Raw genomic sequence first — 14,618 nt, forward strand, 5'->3', positions numbered from 1 at the left:
CCCTTTTTTAGGTATCCATCAGCGCCGACAGCGTGGCCGGGCGGAACACCCCGCGCTCGGTGACGAACGCGGTGACGAGCTCGGCCGGGGTCACGTCGAAGGCGGGGTTGCGGGCGCCGACGCCGGCCGGGGTCATGCGCCGGCCGCCGTGGAGGTGGACCTCGTTGTGGTCGCGCTCCTCGATCGGGATCTCGGCCCCGCTCGCGGTGGCAGGGTCGATCGTCGACCACGGCGCCGCCACGTAGAACGGGATCTGGTGGTAGCGGCACAGCACCGCCACGGTGTAGGTGCCGATCTTGTTGGCGACGTCGCCGTTGCGGGCGATCCGGTCGGCGCCGACGATGGCCGCCTGGATCTCGCCGCGGGCCATCAGCGCGCCGGCCATGTTGTCGGCGATGATGTCGACGGGGATCCCGTCGTGCCGCAGCTCCCACGCGGTCAGCCGCGCGCCCTGCAGCACCGGTCGCGTCTCGTCGGCGAGCACGCGCAGCTTCTTGCCGTTCGCGTGGGCCCGCCGGATCACCCCGAGCGCGGTGCCCCAGCCGGCGGTCGCCAGCGCCCCGGTGTTGCAGTGCGTCAGCACCGTGCCGACCTCGGGCATCAGCGGCGCGCCGTGGTCGGCCATCGTCAGGCACGCGCGCAGCTCGTCGTCGACGTAGCGCAGCGCCGCCGCGTGCAGGTGCCCGCGCACGCCGGCGACCGCGAGCCCGGCCGGGCACTCGGCCAGCGCGCCGCGCATGTGGGCGATCGCGTGGAACAGGTTGACCGCGGTCGGCCGGGTCCGCGCCAGCCGCTCGCACGCCATCAGGCACGACTCGCGGAACATCACCGTGTCGTCGGAGAAGCGCCACGACGACGCGACGAGCCCGAGCGCCGCGGCGCAGCCGATCGCCGGGGCCCCGCGCACCGCCAGCCGCTCGATCGCCTCCGCCACCGACTCGACGTCCTCGAGATCGAGCCAGTCCTCGCGCTCGGGCAGCGAACGCTGGTCGAGCAGGTGCAGCACCCGGCCGTCAGGGCTGAGCTTGACCGGACGGAGCATGGCGCTGGATTCGCTGGTCATATCGTGTCGTCTCCTGGGGGCGGCGAATGTAACGCCACCACGAGGAGTTTGTGGACGCGTTGCGGGTCGGCTCGACCCCGCAGCACCTGCATGACCCGACCAATAAGGTATCCCCATAACTCCGCCTTTCCTGCGCGATACTGCGCCACCTGCCGCGGGTAACCACGCAGCACGCTGACGATCGCGGCAGTCAGCGCCGCGTCGTCGTCCTCGAGGACCAGGCCCTCACGCGCGGCGATCCCCCCCGGGACGCCGCCCTCTTCCACCAGAAGATCCAGGATCTGTTTCGCCGCCGGTGCGCTGACCTCGCCGCACTCGAGCATACGGACGAGCTCGGCGAGCGCCGCGGGCACCACTTTCGCAGACGCCAGCTGCGCCGGCGGCACGCGCCCGATCAGCTCGACCGTCAGCCACTTGCACAGCCGCCGCGCCAGCGCCGGCCCGCGCGGGCCGAGGCTGTCGAGCGCCGCGTCGAACCAGTCCCCGAGGACAGGTTCGTCGACCAGCGTGCTCGCCTCGAGCGGCGTCAGGCCGAGCACGCAGTAGCGCATGCGGGTCCGTTCGGGCAGCTCCGGCAGGCTCGCGCGCGCCGCCGCTGCCGCCGCCGGATCGACGCGCAGCGGCGGCAGATCCGGCTCGGGGAGCCAGCGGTATTCGAGCTCTGTCTCCTTCACGCGCATCACCTGCACCGCCGCGCGGGCCGAGTCGTAGCGCAGCGTCACCGGCGTGACCGGCACTCCTGCGGCAAGCAGCGCCTCCTGGCGCTCGACCTCGGCCGTCACGGCCCGCTCGATGAAGTTGAACGAGTTGAGGTTCTTGATCTCGCAGCGCACCCCCGGCGCCGAACATGCGCGCCGCTGCAGCGAGACATTCACGTCGCAGCGGAGCGAACCATCCTCCATCGTGGCATCGGACACACCGAGGCGGAGCAGCAGCAAGCGCAGCGCCCGCAACACCCGCGCAGCCTCCGCAGCGCTGCGGATCACAGGCGCAGTCACGATCTCGACCAGCGGCGCGCCGGCGCGGTTGTAATCGAGCAGCGCGCCGGCGTGGACCTTCGCGGCGTCCTCCTCGAGGTGCAGCCGCTGCAGCGCGACCGTCCGCGTCGCCCACGGCCCCACCTCCGGATCGGGCACCTCGATCGCGCCGCCGCGGGCCAGCGGGCGCGCGTGCTGGCTGATCTGATAGCCCTTCGGCAGATCGGGATAGAAGTAGTGCTTGCGGTCCCAGCCGCTCTCCTCGGCGACCTCGCAGCCGAGCGCCGCTGCCAGTCGCACCGCCAGCGCCACCGCTTCGGCGTTGACCGTCGGCAGCGTCCCCGGCAGCGCCCAGGTGTACGGGTCGGTGGCCGAGTTGGCCGCAGCGCCAGGGTTTTTTAAAGGACAGGCGGAGAACAGCTTGCTCGCGGTCTTCAGCCGGCAGTGGACCTCGAGCCCGATCACCGGGACGAGCTCGGCCGCAGTCACGCGCCCTCCGGACCGGCGAGCAGGCGCGCACGCCAGGGCGTCGCCGCCTCGAACGCCGCCGCGATCGCCAGGAGCCGCCCCTCCTCGAGCCGCCGACCCACGAGGTGGAGCCCGATCGGCAGCGCCGGCGCGCCCGCAGTCAGGCCGCACGGCAGCGACAGCGCCGGCAGCCCGGCCAAACTGGCGGCCACAGTGAAGCGATCGACGGCGAGGTCGGCCGCGGTCCGAACCGCGCCCTGGCTGTCCTCCAAGACAGTTTTAAAAATCGGCACGCCGGCCTCCGCGCAGGTCGGGCTGGCCACGGCGTCACAGCGCTCGAGCGCCGCCTGCAGCCCGGCCGTCGCAGTCGCCCGGGCCGCCCGGGCCCGCGCCAGCACGTCCGGACGCGCCTGCAGCCACGCCCCGAGCACCAGCCGGCGCTTGACCTCGAGCCCGAAGCCGGCGCCCCTCGTCGCGGCCGCCGTCGCCGCGAAGCTGTCCTTCGGGACACACAGCCCGAAGCGCACCCCGTCGTAGCGGGCCAGGTTGCTCACGGCCTCGACCGCCGACAGCGCCGCGTAGGCAGTCAGCGCCTGCGCCGGGTCCGGCAACGCCACCTCGACGATCGCCGCCCCGGCGCCGGCCAGGGTCGCCAGCGCCGCCGCGAACGCCTCGGCCACCGCCGGCTCGACGCCCGCGAGCCCGGCCCGGTCGACCCCGATCGTCACCCCGCGCAGCCCGTCGCTCCGCCCGCGCGCCGCCATGGCCGCGTAGTCCGGCACCGGCGCGCGCAATGACGTGCTGTCCTCGGGGTCATGTCCGGCGAGACAGGCGAGGACGCGGGCCGCGTCGTCGACGGTGCGCGCCAGCGGGCCGACCGTGTCGAGGCTCGAGGCGAACGCGACCAGCCCGGCCCGCGAGACCCGGCCCCAGGTCGGCCGCACGCCGACGAGCCCGCAGCGGGCCGCCGGCACGCGGATCGATCCGCCCGTGTCGCTGCCGAGGGCCACCGCCGCCGCCCGCCCCGCGACCGCAGCCGCGGCCCCGCTCGACGAGCCCCCGGGGACATGTCCCGAAGACCAGGGGTTGCAGGGCCCGCGCCACCCTCGGTCCGACGAGTCCGCAAGGACATGTCCAGAAGACCATCCATCCGTCCCCGCCGCCTCGCGCGACGAGCTCGTCGAAACATGTCCTGAAGACCAGGCGCCTGCGGCCCCGCCCGCCGCCTCGCCGACGTGCCCCGAAGGCCATCCGGCCGCCGAAGTCTCAGCCGCGCGCCGCGGGGTCCCCGACCCCGCGCCGCTCGAGCCGGCCCGTTCGCCTCGGTCGATTGCCTCTCGAGACATGTCTCTCGGAGCATGTCCCGAATGCACCCCCCCGCCTCGCCTGTCCTCGGGGACATCCGCGCACAGGTCCCCGTGCGCGCCCATCCCGAACTCGTCGAGCGCCAGCTTGCCGAGCAGCACCGCCCCGGCCGCGCGCATGCGTCGGACCTGAGCGCCGTCGTACGGCGGGACCCAGCCGGCGAGGATCCGCGAGCCCGCGGCCGTCGCCACCCCGGCGGTCACCAGGCTGTCCTTCAGGCCATACGGCACCCCCGCCAGCGGACCGAGCGACTCGCCGCGGGCCCGCGCCGCATCGATCGCAGCGGCCTCGGCCAGCGCCAGCGCCGGCGTCGTGCGCACATAGGCCCCGAGGCGGCCGGCCGTGTCCTCGACCTGGTCCAGGTAGGCCCGGGCCACCTCGACCGCGGCGATCGTCCCGGCCCGCACCGCGTCGGCGAGCTCACCGGCGGAGAGTGCGACGATCCACGCGCGGTCCGCGGTCACGACCCGCCGCCCTCGCGTGACTGCGGCGACACATCGGCCGCCGCGAACGCGGAGACCCGCACCAGGCCGTCGGGGGTGGTCGACGGCACCCCCGCGAGCGCCTGCGATTGCGGCAGCGCCGGGCCCGGGACGTCTGCGCGCAAGACCTGCTCTGCGCGCTGGCGGGCGTCCGGCGCAGCCTCCGCAGGGGGGTCCGGCAGGGCCCGAAGGCTCGCCAGGACCGGCTGGAGCGCCGCCGAGATCGCCCGCGCCTCGCCAGCGGTCAGATCGACGAGAACCGCGCGTGCGAGCGCCACAGCCGCTTCGGGGTCCATGCGGGTGCGGCAGCCTACCACAGGGGTCGTGATCGCCGCGTTGCCCCGCTTCCGTGACTTGGCCGCCGGGCCGCGGTAATTCTGGATCCGTGACCGACCGCCCCGTCGCCTGTCGCCGGCCCGCCGCTCTGGGCCTCATGCTCGCCGCCGTGATCGCGGCGTGCAGCGGCGTCGACGAGCCGGGCGAGCTGGGCCTTCTGCCGCAGGAGTCCGGCGAGCCGGCCGCGGCCTCGCGCCTCGCCCAGATCCGCGTGGTCGTCCAGCCGCCGGGCGAGTACGGCGGCGACGAGCCGGCGCTCGAGGTCGCGGCGGTGTTCGCCCAGTACCGCGGCTACGACGAGGCCGCCGCGCGCACCCGCCTCGACCTGCCGCGCCCGCCGGCCGAGCGCCTGCGGGCCGGCCACTGCGTCCCCAGCGACCAGCTGCTGGCCGGCGACGAACCTGTCTCCAAGGACACTGTCTCGAAGGACAGCAGCGGCGCGCGCGAGCTGATCCTGCTCGACGCCGGCAACCTCAGCCTCGGCCTCGGCGACGCCGCGATCGACGTGCCGCTCGCGCTGCTGCCCGACCTGGTGCCGACGATCTCCGGCGTGACCTACGACTACCTAAGCGACAGCCTGCCCGCCGGCGCCTGGCCGCCAGGCGAGCCGGCCCCGTCCGAGCTGGTCATCCGCGTCGACGGCGAGGGCGACGAGCTGCCCGGCTTCACCCTGCGCCCGCGCCTGCCCGAGCCGGCCCTGCTGTCCGGCGCGATCGACCGCGACCGCGACGAGCTCCGCCTCGAGTGGCGCCCCGACGGCCGCGAGCCGCTGATCCTGCGCCTCGTCAGCCTCATCGGCGGCGAGCCGGTCGGCGAGGAGCTCACCTGCGTCGCCCGCGACGACGGCTCGTTCGTCGCCGACCTCGACGAGCTGCACGCGCTCGGCCTCGACGGCGGCCCCGGCACCGCCCTGCGCGCGTCGGCCACCCGCTCCGACCGCACCGTGTTCGACGCCGGCGAGTTCGTCGGCGCAGAGGCCGTGGTCGAGGTCCGCACGGTCACCGTGATCGGCGGCTGAGCCGGCCTCGAGCGGCCTTCGGGCCATGTCCTCGAGGACATGGCGCCAGAGACATGTCCGTGGCGCCCCATCATAGCCTCACGAGTCGAGCTGGCAGCCGGGGTCGTCGATGCGGCCGTCGACCGCGGGGAACTGGCACAGCACGCGCGTGCCGGGGCGACCGACCTGCAGCTTGACCGCGGTGAACTCGATGTCGGTGGGCGACACTCGCCATTCGGGGCCCGGACAGACCTCGACGGCCGCGACCTCGGGCGGGCTGGTGCGGACGAAGAAAGTGGCCTCGCGCCCGGCCTTGCGGGTCACCGCGGTGCCCTTGAGGACCATCGGCAGGGCGAACGGCTGGGTCGCCCGGGCCCGCGGCTCGACGCAGGAGCCGCTCACCAGCCCCCGCGCGCGCACCAGCACCGGCGCCGGGCCGACGTCGCCGGCGGCGAAGCTGCCGGACGCGACGAAGGTGAGACCGTCACGGAACACCTCGAGGTCGGTCACCCGCGGGCCCGCGCCGGCGCTCTCGCTCGCCGCTGCGAGCGTCGACGCCAGCGCGCCGACCAGCGCCAGCGTGGTCATCGTCACAATCAATGTACGCATCGCTCGCTCCATTCCTCGCACCTAACTCTGACCTCGCCTCCGGCAGCGGACGAGTCGACGTGATCACAACCACGGACGCCGCCGTCGCTGCGCGTGGGGTGGGTCGCAACGGGCGCGGCGGCTCGTGGCCCCCGCCGCGCTCCGCGGGCCCAGGCAGCCGCTCTGCCGGCCCCCCACGGCCGCGCCGGCTCGCGCCTGGCCTTTGAGACAGCCGGGGACGCAGCCCCCCCGCCACACCGCCGTCACAGGGCGAATGCTCACCTGTCCTCGCGGACATGCGGTGCGCAGCTCGCCCGGGTCGCAGCTCGTGGCAGCAGCGTCCGCAGACACCGACCTGTCCCCACTGCGACGCCGCGCGAGCCAGCGCCCGCCGCCGCGACCGAGCTCGCCGCGCGAGCCAGCACCTGGACTGCGATCGCACTCGCCGCGCGGTCCGGTGCCTGTCACCGCGACTGCGACCACGCCTGTCACCGCGACTGCGCCCACGCTAGCCGCGCGAGCGCACACGTTCGCCGCGACCTCGACCACCCCGACCTCGCCGCCGCGCCCCGTCCAGCGACCTGGCACTTGTCCTCACGGACATCTCGCTATATCGGCAGTCGGCTCGCGGACGCGCGCAGGCGCAGCGCCGCGGCGGCCTCCTCGCGGTCGTCGAAGTGCAGCTTGGTGGTCCCGACAATTTGATAATCCTCGTGGCCCTTGCCGGCGATCACGACCACGTCGTCGGCGTCGGCGTCGGCGACCGCGCGGGCGATCGCAGCCCGGCGGTCGACCAGCGGCACCACCTGGTCGCGGCGCGCCGGCGGCACCCCGGCCAGCATCTGCGCGACGATCGCCTCCGGGTCCTCGGTGCGCGGGTTGTCGGAGGTGGCGTAGAAGCGGTCGGCCAGGGTGGCCGCGAACTCGCCCATCGGCGCGCGCTTGCTCGGGTCGCGGTCGCCCCCGCAGCCGAGCACCACGAACAGTCGCCCGCTGCAGGCCCGCCGCACCGCTTGCAGCGCCCGCGCCACCGCGTCCGGCGTGTGCGCGTAGTCCACCAGCACCACCGGCCCGTCGACGCCCGCCACTGTGACCCGCTCGAGCCGGCCCGGCGCCCCGCGGCAGCTCGCCAGCGCCGCGCCGATCGCCTCCAGCTCCAGCTCCAGCCCGAGTCCCAGGCCGATCGCCACCAGCAGATTGTCGAGGTTGAACGCGCCGACCAGCGGCGAGCGCAGCGCGAGCGGCCCGGCCGGCGTGTCGACGTGCGCCTTGAGACCTGTTCTTTCGGACATGACCGAAGAGGCGACGATCTCCGCCCCCGGCGCCCCGCCGCGCGACGCTCGCCACACCGTGGACCCGGACCGCGCTGCTGCCAGGAATTGCTGCGCCGCCGGCTGGTCGTCGACCGCCGCCACCACCACGCCGCCGGCGCTCAGGTGCTGCGCCGGCAGCAGGCACTTGGCGGCCAGGTACTCGTCCATGGTCGCGTGAAAATCGAGGTGGTCCTGCGAGAAGCTGGTCAGGCCGACCGCGTGATAGCGCAGCGGCCTCACCCGGCCCTGCGCCAGCGCGTGCGACGACACCTCCATCACCCCATCGGTCGCCCCGCGCTCGCGCGCCCGCGCCAGCAGCTCCTGCAGCTCGAGCGGGAACGGCGTGGTGAAGGCCGCCGTCTCCTCGCGGTCGCCGACCCAGTTGCCGGTCGTGCCGATCCGCGCGTACTTGCGCCCGGCGGCCGCCAGCATCGCCGCCACCAGGAAGGTCACCGTCGTCTTGCCGTTCGTCCCCGTCACTCCGGCCAGGCGCATGTGCTCGCCCGGCTCGCCGCAGGCGCGCGCGCACAGCCGCGGCAGCGCGTCGGCGATCGCCGGCAGCTCGACCCGCGGCTCGGGCCCCGGCTCGGCCAGCCGCCCGCGCTCGACGATCACCAGCGCCGCGCCCGCCGCCAGCGCCGCCGGCACGAACGCGTGCCCGTCGTGCGCCAGCCCCGGCACCGCCACGAACACCGCGCCGGGGACCACCCGCCGCGAATCGACGACCAGCCGCGTCACCGCAGTGTCCGGCCCGCAGCCGTGATAGCTGGCATCTTCGCCGGCGAGCAGGGTCCCGAGGCGCAGCGTGTCGGACATCGCCGGCAGGCTAGCGCAGCCGCGCCCGCCCGGGAAGCACCCGCGCGGCACCCGTGCTCGGCGGCCCGCCCGCAGCGGCGACCTGTCCCGCGGGACATCCGCCGTGGATCCCCGGGTCGAACCTGCGAGTCGCCGTCGTCGGCACGACCGGTCGACCTGTCTCCGGAGACATCTTCATCGGCCCCGCCAGTCGTCTCGAAGAGCTCGCCTCGTCCGCGGCTCGGCCCCGGCATCAACATGTCCCCGGGGACAGCAAAGACCTCGCCAGCCGACCTCGAAGAGCGCGCCTCGTCCGCGCCCCGGCCTCGACCTGTCCCGCGGGACAGCGTCAAGACGACCTCGCGGCCAACGACCCCGAGCCGTACTCCGATTCGAGCCTCACCCCGATCAATGACCCAATGGACATGCCCCGAAGGACATGCCCTTTCTTTTTATGAAATTCTCAACCGCCGCTGGGTGTCTTGACCAGGCGACCGATCCGCAAGTTCGGGATGAACGCCTCGGTCAGGGCCGCCGGCGTCTGGATCTTGCCGCGCATGGTGTCCTCGAGGCGGCGCGGCGCCTCGGGGATCGGGGGCGGCGGCGGGACGTCGTCGGCCGGCAGCGCGGCGAGCAGCGGCGGCGGCGGCATCGTCAGCTGCGTCGCGGGCATCGGCGGCGGCGGCGGCAGGTCGGTGTACGCGTCGTACTCTTCGTGCTCGTGCTCGAGGTCGATCTCGAGCTCGCCGGAGATGGCGATCGGCGCCGGACGGGACGCGGGCGTGACCGGCGTCGGGTGGAGCTCGGCGAGGCGGGCCTGCAGGTCGGGGCGGCGGATCGGCGGCTCGGTGTGGACGATCGACGAGCCTGCCGGTCGCGGATAGATGCCGGACTGCGCCGCGACGTCGAGCTCGCCGCGCAGCGCGGCCAGGTCGAGGCGCTCGAGCCACGCGCGGTCGACCAGGTAGCGCCCGTCGAGCGGCACCAGAGTCAGCGACCCGCGGGTGATGCTGTGGAGCAGCTTGCCGCCCGCGTGGTGACGCAGGCGACGGCCGAGCTCGGCCACTGCCTCGTCGTCGTCGTCGAGGGCGCGCGTCAACGCCGACAGCACCAGGCCCAGCACCTCGCGCGCGCGGTCGAATTCTGCCTGCACGCCCGGCGCGGCCTGGGGGCTCGGGACCGCCGGCGCTGCGGGCTGCGATTGCGGCTCCTGCTGCGCCTGACGCAGGCGCTGCGCCAACCCGGCGGCCACCTGCAGCTTCTTGTTCAACTGGCGCGACACCTGAGCCCAGTGGTCGCGTTCGTGTCGACCGGCCGCGACCGCTCCCTCGAGCTCCGCCACCCGCGCCTCGAGCTGCTGGATGTGCAGGACCTTCGCGTCGTAGCGCTGCCAGATATCACCGGAGTCCGTCATCGGCGGGTCCCAAGCATAGTCGGGAATGCCAGCCGAAGCGAACATCGACCGCGGGCAGCCGCGCGCTTCAGGTCAGCACGATGCGGGTCAGCGTGAGCCCCCGCCGCGCCCCGTGGGCGACTGCGACGGCGAACACATGTCCGCCGGGCTTCCAGGTCTCCTCCCGCAGCGGCACGACCTGCGCGATGTACGTCCCGGGCAGACGCCCCGGCGTCACGCCGGCGATCCGCACCGGCACCCCGCCCACGCCGACGATCATCGCGTCGATCCGGATGTCGGCGATGTCGACGTCGGTGATCGGTGCCCCGTCGTCGGAGCTGACCGCCAGCGCGATGCTGGTCGGATCGCGGTTGCCCGCCGCCGCGATCGTACCCTCCGCGATCGCCTCGAGGATGAGCCGCGTCATGCCGCCAACATGTGTGATCTCGGTCGCTGCGCCAGCCCACGTCGCTCGTCGCAATTTCAAGGGCCGGCGCTACCCGCGCCGCCCCGTGTTTGGGGGCCGATCCCTGTCTCTTGCGCCAGGAACTCGCTTCAGGCCCCCTCGGGGGCGCTCTCAGCCGCTGGCGGGTGCAGGCGTCGCGCCAGGGCCGGCAGCCGGCGGTCCGGCACCGCGGTGAACAGGTGGTGCAGGAAGTGGAAGCGCACCCCCAGGTAGTTCTCGCGGCCCACCAGCGCGATCCACAGCCACCGCAGCGGGCGCGGGAACTCGGGTGGTTCGACATGTCCGTAGAGCCATGGCTGATGGACCAGCCACGCGAACACCAGCCAGGCCAGGGCGTTGCCGATCCGCACCACCAGGTTGTAGGCGACAAAGCCTCGCAGCCCGCCGAACCACATCAGCGCCGACCACGTCGCCGCGTGCGTGAACATCTCCACCGCCAGGCGTGGGTCGAGGCCGCGGCGCCGCAGGTACCACCACGCCATCAGCTCGGGCTGGACCAGGCACAGCAGCGCCGAGCGCAGCGGGCCGCACTCCATCATCTCGCGGTCGGGGTCGGCCTCGCTGCCCTCCTCGCGGTGGTGCATCACGTGCAGCTCCTCGAGCTGCGCGCGGCCGAGGTAGACCGGCGACACCACCACCAGCAGCGCCCGCGCCGGGTGCCAGCGCGCCGCCCCGCGCTGGTCGGAGTGCAGCGCCTCGTGCCAGCGGTTGAAGTAGCGCAGGAACAGCACCACCCCGAGCGGGCCGAACAGCCAGCCCGGCAGCACCTCGGCGACGAACGCGAAGTAGCTGGCGTGGAAGGCCAGCGACCAGCCGAGCATCGCGTCGTCGTAGCGCGTGCGGGGGTCGCCGGGGAACAGCGCGCTGACCTCTCGCCGCGTCATGCGGAGAGTGCGCGCCGCCATCGTTCGGAGGTTTCCCGCCACAGCCCCGTGATAGCGAGAACCACCCCGCCTCGCAAAGCGCGCTCCGCGGCCCGACCCTCCCCCCTCGCGGACGGCGAACGAAGTTCACTCGCGCGGCGGTGATCGATGCAAGTGCAACCGAGGTTTCTGGCCCTCTTGACGGCCCTCGGGAGCCACTGCGGGTCCGCGGCCCCGATCGGCCCGCTTGCAGAGCCGGCGAACTCATGTACGCGGCTCGCGGGGTCCTGCCCCGAGCGGTGCGCCGGGCCCACGCCCGGGTCCCCTCGGCGCCGCCCGCAGCAATCACAGGACATGTCCGCGAGGACATGTCCTGCGATACCACCGCGACTCACCGCCGCGACGCGCTCAGTTCGGCTTCTTGACGTAGAACTTGTACGTCCCGCTGCCGCTGTACGACTGGACCAGCCAGGCGTAGTAGCCGGCGGTGCCGTTGTACTTGACGGTCTCGTTGGTCGACGCGGTCTCGGCCCCGGCGACCTGCACCCAGCTGGTGCCGTTGTGCTTGTACAGGTAGAGGTCGAAGTCGGTGCCGGCCGGCCCGACCAGGTAGCCCTCGTGCGCGCCCGAGGTGGTGCTCTGGTAGTAGCTGCCGTTCGGGTGCTGGTCGGAGTCGCCGGCGCCCGAGAGCGTGCCGCCGTACTCGGTGCAGTTGGTGCACGGCGCGTTGTTCGGCGGCGGATCGACCGGCGGCGGGTTGCCGCCGCCCTGGTACGCCGCGCCGCAGGTCTGGCTGTACGCGCCGCTGGGGGCGCCCGCGTTGCATCCGCCGGTCCACGTGTCGTTCACGCTGCCGGGGTTGGTCTGGAAGTTGTAGCAGCCGGGGCCCGGGTTCCACGTGCCGTCGGCGTTGTGGCACGGGGTCAGGTCGAGCGCGGTCTGCTGCTCGAACCAGCTGATGCCCTTGTGCATCATCGAGTACATGCCGCCGCTGCCGCACGCCCCGCCGTACGAGGTGATGCCGAACACGCGCCATGTCCCATCGGCCAGCTTGATGAACGCCGGGCCGCCGGAGTCGCCCTGACAGGTGTCCTTGCCGTTGCCGCCGATCGAGATCTCGTCGCCGTCGAAGCCGTTGATCGTGGTCGTCACCTGGCGCTTGACGCCGTAGGGCCCGTTGTCGGCGTTGCCGAAGCCGACCAGCGTGACCTGCTTGCCGGCCTGCAGGTTGCTCGTCTCGCAGCCCATCAGGATCGGCACGATCGGCACGTCGTTGACCGGCGTCGACAGCTTGCACACCGCGAAGTCGTTGCCGCTGCCGGGCTGGCCGCCCGGGTAGACCTTGCACCACTGCGGCGTGACCGTCTTGGCCGGCGTCGTGTACTTCTCGCCGAAGTAGATCTTGCTGTAGCTCGCGCCGCAGTGGGCGGCGTAGATGACCACCTGCGGGTGGACCAGAGTGCCCGTGCACGAGCCGCCGAGCTCGACCGTGGACGCCCAGCCGCACGCCGGCACCGTGGTGCCGCCGTAGATCGCCTCGCCGTCCTCGTCGACCTCGGCCGTGAACTCGTCGCTGGCCCCCTCGTCGCTCGGCGGCGCCGGCGGCGGGTCGGCCAGGCCGGCGAACAGCTCCTCGTGGCTGAGGACCGTCGGCTGCCCGGCGTCGCTGATGTCGGCCTTGCCGGCGGCGACGTCGACGGTGTCGAGCTCGGCGTCGGTATCGATCTCCGGGTCGCACGCGCCCGCGACCAGCGCGAGCAGCGAGAGCGGCGTGAACAGAACAATCTTCCGAGGAAGCGGGTGGTGCGTCATGGCGAGCGTCCTTGTCGATGAGCTGATCGGTCGATGGCGGCGCGGAGCCGCAGGGCCGGGCCTCATACGCCCGGGTCGGCCAGGGTCGAACGTGCCAGTGACGTCAATTCTCGCCCCACCACAATGAGGAGGTGCGAGTCGGTCGAATCGTACGTCGCAGCGTGGGCACGCAATTCCTAGCTCATCCCCTCGCTATCGCGAACGGGTCCAGAGAGTCAAGCGAGAAAGCCATTGCCGGGGCCCGAGCCCCCACGTGGGGGCTCCAGCGGGCGCAATCCGGGGCCCCCGATGAATGATCGGTGCGCCACTCACGACTCGCCGTTCGGGGATGCGATCCGCGCACCCTGCCGCATCCGGCGACCCCCGCGTCGAACTCGCCCGCGCGCTCGCTCGTGGCCACCACGGCGCTTGCTGCTATCACGGCGCTTACAGCTATCACGGCGCTTGCTGCCATCACGGCGCTTGCCGCCATCACGGTGCTTGCAGCTACGACGGCGCAAGCACGATCGCTTGCAGCGACAACGGGCACGTCCGGCTACTCGAAGCGGATCGGGTGCGGCACCGGGGCCGCGAACAGATAGCCCTTGTCGTTCGGCCGCTGCTGCGACAGCGGCGGCTGCGTGTGCCCGTGCTCGTCGGCCGCGCGCGGCGTGATCGTGAGGTCGCCCGGCGGCGCGTCGAGCTCGATCTGCCACCACGTGCCGGCGACCGGCAAGTTGTCGCCGACGAGGCGCGCAGTTCGAGTGAAGGTGCGGCCGCCGTCGAGGCTGACGTCGACCCTGGCGATCTTCCCGAACGGCGACCACGCGAGGCCGTGGATCGTCCGCCGCCCGGCCGGCAGCACCGCGGGCCACGGCAGACAGACGGCGCTCTTGCTCACCGCAGTCGTCAACACCGGCGGCGGCCTCGGGTAGTCAGCGCCGAGCAGCACGTAGTCCTCGGTGTTGGTCGCGACCGCGGGCTCGCGCGCCGAGACCTCGAGCGCGCCGACCCACTTCACGCTCGCCGCGCCGATCCACCCCGGGACGACCACGCGCGCCGGGAACCCGTGGTCCATCGGCAACACCTCGCCGTTCATGCGATGGGCGAGGATGGTGTCGGCGGTCATGGCCTTCTCCAGCGGCATCGGCCGCGCGTAGGCCTCGGCGTCGAGGCCGACCGGCATCACCCACGCGGCGCTGTCCCGCAGGCCCGCCAGCTCGAGCAAGGTCGCCAGCGGCACGCCGGTCCACGCCGCCACCCCGTAGGCGCCGTCGCGCCACGGATCGCCCTCGACCGCGACGCCGAGCAGCTCCGAGAAGTAAGCCCGGCCGTTGCCCGCGCACTCGAGGTACCGCGTGATCGTCACCGTCGGCAGCGCGACCAACTGCTCGTACGTCAAGCTGACGGGCCGCTCGACCGCGTCGCCGCGGATCTCCAGCCGCCAGTCCGTCGGCGACAGCCGCGGCGTCGGCCCGTGGTTGCGCACGTAGAAGCGATCGTTCGGCGTGACGAGCCGGCCGACCGGCAAGCTCTCGAGCCGCGTCTCGGCGTTGTGCGCCCCGTGGCGGACGAACACCGCGGGCGGCAACGCCATGACGAGCTCCCCACCGCCGCGCCCTCGCCCGCCCGCCGTGCACGCGAGCGCGGCAGTGATCCCGCCGCCACCCGCGAGCGCGAGGAACCGACGGCGCGAGGGTTCGTGGATCTGCACGCCTGAA

12 protein-coding genes are annotated in these 14,618 nt (G+C 73.3%); 1 reads left to right on the forward strand and 11 read right to left on the reverse strand.

Features of this window, described 5'->3' with window-relative positions:
- Nucleotides 1-7: 7 nt before the first annotated feature.
- Genes mtnA through OV090_RS13525 form a run of 4 tightly spaced genes read right to left on the reverse strand, consistent with a single transcriptional unit; the run spans nt 8 to nt 4,651 of the window.
- On the reverse strand, nt 8-1,042 hold the full coding sequence (gene mtnA / locus OV090_RS13510; protein ID WP_267704026.1) for an S-methyl-5-thioribose-1-phosphate isomerase: 1,035 nt from the start codon (nt 1,040-1,042) through the stop codon (nt 8-10).
- A gap of 17 nt (nt 1,043-1,059) precedes the next feature.
- Entirely contained in the window at nt 1,060-2,529 is a 1,470-nt protein-coding gene (gene gatB / locus OV090_RS13515; protein ID WP_267704027.1) for an Asp-tRNA(Asn)/Glu-tRNA(Gln) amidotransferase subunit GatB, read from the reverse strand.
- On the reverse strand, nt 2,526-4,337 hold the full coding sequence (locus tag OV090_RS13520) for an amidase family protein (RefSeq protein ID WP_267704028.1): 1,812 nt from the start codon (nt 4,335-4,337) through the stop codon (nt 2,526-2,528). The genes gatB and OV090_RS13520 overlap by 4 nt, the downstream gene beginning before the upstream one ends.
- Nucleotides 4,334-4,651 (reverse strand): hypothetical protein, encoded by a 318-nt coding sequence (locus tag OV090_RS13525; RefSeq protein WP_267704029.1) that lies wholly within the window; start codon nt 4,649-4,651, stop codon nt 4,334-4,336. The genes OV090_RS13520 and OV090_RS13525 overlap by 4 nt, the downstream gene beginning before the upstream one ends.
- Nucleotides 4,652-4,740: 89 nt before the next feature.
- Between OV090_RS13525 and OV090_RS13530 the strand changes: the two genes are divergently transcribed.
- Complete coding sequence (locus OV090_RS13530) at nt 4,741-5,709, forward strand: hypothetical protein (protein ID WP_267704030.1); 969 nt, start codon at nt 4,741-4,743, stop codon at nt 5,707-5,709.
- Nucleotides 5,710-5,787: 78 nt separating this feature from the next.
- Here the strand turns inward: OV090_RS13530 and OV090_RS13535 are convergent, their stop codons facing one another.
- From OV090_RS13535 to OV090_RS13565, 7 genes are all read right to left on the reverse strand, one after another.
- Nucleotides 5,788-6,297: a hypothetical protein gene (locus OV090_RS13535; RefSeq protein WP_267704031.1), complete on the reverse strand. Its 510-nt coding sequence runs from the start codon at nt 6,295-6,297 to the stop codon at nt 5,788-5,790.
- Nucleotides 6,298-6,884: 587 nt separating this feature from the next.
- The gene (locus OV090_RS13540; RefSeq protein ID WP_267704032.1) at nt 6,885-8,405 is read right to left on the reverse strand and encodes a UDP-N-acetylmuramoyl-L-alanyl-D-glutamate--2,6-diaminopimelate ligase; all 1,521 of its coding nucleotides are present in this window, start codon (nt 8,403-8,405) and stop codon (nt 6,885-6,887) included.
- Between the two features lie 442 nt (nt 8,406-8,847).
- Nucleotides 8,848-9,798, reverse strand: a complete 951-nt coding sequence (locus tag OV090_RS13545) for a hypothetical protein (protein WP_267704033.1) — start codon at nt 9,796-9,798, stop codon at nt 8,848-8,850.
- A gap of 67 nt (nt 9,799-9,865) precedes the next feature.
- Entirely contained in the window at nt 9,866-10,204 is a 339-nt protein-coding gene (locus OV090_RS13550) for a hypothetical protein (RefSeq protein WP_267704034.1), read from the reverse strand.
- Nucleotides 10,205-10,332: 128 nt separating this feature from the next.
- Nucleotides 10,333-11,148: a fatty acid desaturase gene (locus OV090_RS13555; protein WP_267704035.1), complete on the reverse strand. Its 816-nt coding sequence runs from the start codon at nt 11,146-11,148 to the stop codon at nt 10,333-10,335.
- A 366-nt stretch (nt 11,149-11,514) separates the two neighbouring features.
- Complete coding sequence (locus tag OV090_RS13560) at nt 11,515-12,918, reverse strand: S1 family peptidase (RefSeq protein WP_267704036.1); 1,404 nt, start codon at nt 12,916-12,918, stop codon at nt 11,515-11,517.
- Nucleotides 12,919-13,453: 535 nt separating this feature from the next.
- On the reverse strand, nt 13,454-14,611 hold the full coding sequence (locus tag OV090_RS13565; protein WP_267704037.1) for a sulfite oxidase: 1,158 nt from the start codon (nt 14,609-14,611) through the stop codon (nt 13,454-13,456).
- Nucleotides 14,612-14,618: the final 7 nt, after the last annotated feature.

The organism is Nannocystis sp. RBIL2 (genome assembly GCF_026626745.1).
Lineage (GTDB): Bacteria > Myxococcota_A > Polyangia > Nannocystales > Nannocystaceae > Nannocystis.

What these genes read in the sequence shown, in the direction of transcription:
- mtnA (WP_267704026.1), bottom strand. Translation starts at nt 1,042, where the DNA reads ATGCTCCGTCCGGTCAAGCTCAGCCCTGACGGCCGGGTGCTGCACCTG.
- OV090_RS13555 (WP_267704035.1), bottom strand. Translation starts at nt 11,148, where the DNA reads ATGGCGGCGCGCACTCTCCGCATGACGCGGCGAGAGGTCAGCGCGCTG.
- OV090_RS13540 (WP_267704032.1), bottom strand. Translation starts at nt 8,405, where the DNA reads ATGTCCGACACGCTGCGCCTCGGGACCCTGCTCGCCGGCGAAGATGCC.
- OV090_RS13560 (WP_267704036.1), bottom strand. Translation starts at nt 12,918, where the DNA reads ATGACGCACCACCCGCTTCCTCGGAAGATTGTTCTGTTCACGCCGCTC.
- OV090_RS13550 (WP_267704034.1), bottom strand. Translation starts at nt 10,204, where the DNA reads ATGACGCGGCTCATCCTCGAGGCGATCGCGGAGGGTACGATCGCGGCG.
- OV090_RS13545 (WP_267704033.1), bottom strand. Translation starts at nt 9,798, where the DNA reads ATGACGGACTCCGGTGATATCTGGCAGCGCTACGACGCGAAGGTCCTG.
- OV090_RS13535 (WP_267704031.1), bottom strand. Translation starts at nt 6,297, where the DNA reads ATGCGTACATTGATTGTGACGATGACCACGCTGGCGCTGGTCGGCGCG.
- OV090_RS13525 (WP_267704029.1), bottom strand. Translation starts at nt 4,651, where the DNA reads ATGGACCCCGAAGCGGCTGTGGCGCTCGCACGCGCGGTTCTCGTCGAT.